Source organism: Rhizobacter sp. P3_B12 (assembly GCF_056402895.1).
In genome coordinates this window covers 1-1811 of the sequence record NZ_JBFUGN010001139.1, presented here as the reverse complement: position 1 = coordinate 1811, position 1811 = coordinate 1, and the positions used below count along the sequence as shown (strand labels likewise).

The 1811-nt window shown below is 65.3% G+C and carries 2 protein-coding genes; both read right to left on the bottom strand.

The window, feature by feature from the left end:
• Window positions 1–150 precede the first annotated feature (150 nt).
• A complete protein-coding gene (locus tag AC1D01_RS33040; protein WP_477873705.1) occupies window positions 151–285 on the bottom strand; it encodes a hypothetical protein in 135 nt (44 codons plus the stop codon).
• A gap of 70 nt (window positions 286–355) precedes the next feature.
• Window positions 356–1702, bottom strand: a complete 1347-nt coding sequence (locus tag AC1D01_RS33035; protein ID WP_477873704.1) for a class-II fumarase/aspartase family protein — start codon at window positions 1700–1702, stop codon at window positions 356–358.
• Between the last annotated feature and the right edge of the window lie 109 nt (window positions 1703–1811).

The window sequence follows — 1811 nt, the reverse complement described above, 5'->3', positions numbered from 1 at the left end:
AGTGTGTGAGTCGCGATGTCAGGAAAACTGACGAAACTTGCGGAGTCGGATGGATGCCACAAGGGACCGTTGTCGCAGCGAGACGCCATGCAACAGGATGCAAATTGACTCCGAATCGATTGACATCGAACGGCGCCTCGCCTGGCGGATTCAGATGCAGACCCGCGGGCGATGCGATGGTGCACATCGCTGCGCCAGTTCATCAAGGAACTCCGGTCGACTCCCGTCATCTGTGCGTGGCAGGACCTGGACGTGGAGAAGCTTGATCAGCTCGGGCGGCTTCATGGGGTGTCTCCTGGAGCGGGCCATGGGCAGACTGCGCCGATCTGCGTCGGCCGGCGGCAGTGGGCCGGGTTCAGCGCAGCGTGGCGAGGACGCGGTCGACCATCAGGCCCGACTGGCCGAGATAGTTGGACGGGTCGCAGAGCCTGGACAACGCGGCGCGATCGAGATGCTTGTTGATCTCGGGGTGCTCGGCCAGCAGGTCGAGCAGCGGCCGCTGCTGCTTGACCGCCTCGCGGCAGATGTCGTAGACGAGGTCGTGCGCATACTCGCGGCCGATGTAGGAGCCGAGGCCCATCATCACGGCCTCGCTCATCACCAGGCCGTGGGTCATGTCGATGTTGCGGCGCATCGCCTGTGCATCGACTTCCAGCCCCTCGAGCACGAAGCGCGACTGCTTCAGCGCCCCGGCCATCAAGCAGAACGCCTCGGGCAGCACGATCCACTCGATCTCCCACGGACCGGTCGAGCGCTCGTGGTCGGCCACCATCGCGTCCATCAAGGCCGCGGCGTGCTGGCGCACCACCGAGATCGCGGCGTGGATGTAGCAGCTGGAGATCGGATTGCGCTTCTGCGGCATCGTGCTGCTCGAGCCCCGGCCATGCGCGAACGGCTCGTACACCTCGCCGACCTCGGTCTGCATCATCAGTTTGACGTCCATGCTGAGTTTGCCGAGCGTGCCGCCGATCAGACCGAGCACGGTGCCGACCTCGGCGATGTTGTCGCGGATCGTGTGCCACGCGATCACCGGTTGGTTCAGGCCGAGTTCGGCGCACAGCCCGGCCTGGGTTTCCATCGCGCCCTTTTCCAGCGACGCCAATGTGCCCGCAGCCCCCGCGAACTCGCCCACCAGCACACGCTCCTTGAGTTGTGCGAGGCGCTCTCGGTGGCGCTCGATCGCCGAGAGCAGGCCCGCCATCTTGTAGCCGAAGGTCACGGGGATCGCCTGCTGCAGGTTGCTGCGGCCGATCATCGGCGTCAGGCGGTGTGCCTTCGCGTGCTTGGCCATCGCGGCAGAGATCGCCGCCAGTTCGCGATCGACGATGGCCAGACCCTCGCGGATCTGCAGCACGGTCGCGGTGTCGGTGATGTCCTGCGTGGTCGCACCCCAGTGGCAGTATTCACCCAGCTTGTCCCGGCACAAGGCGTTGAGCTGCGAGACGACACCGAGGATCGGGTAGCCAATGCGCTCGGTCTGCTGGCGCAGCTTGGCCATGTCGATCTGGTCGAGCCGGCAGTGGCTGACGATCTCGTCGGCCGCCTCCTGCGGGATCAGGCTCAGGCGACCCTGCACCTTGGCCAGCGCGGCCTCGACGTCGAGGTACTTTTGCGTGCGGTTCTCGTCGGACCACACCTGGCGCATCTCGTCGCTTGCGAAGATGCCCTGGAAGATGGCGGAGTCGATGATGGTGGCGGACATGGTGGCGTTCCTTCTGAAAAATTGGCTGGAGTCAGGCGCTGGCGCGCTGCAGGATGCGTTGGGCTTGAAGTACCACGGGGCGGTCGATCATTCGACCGTCGAGCTGGGC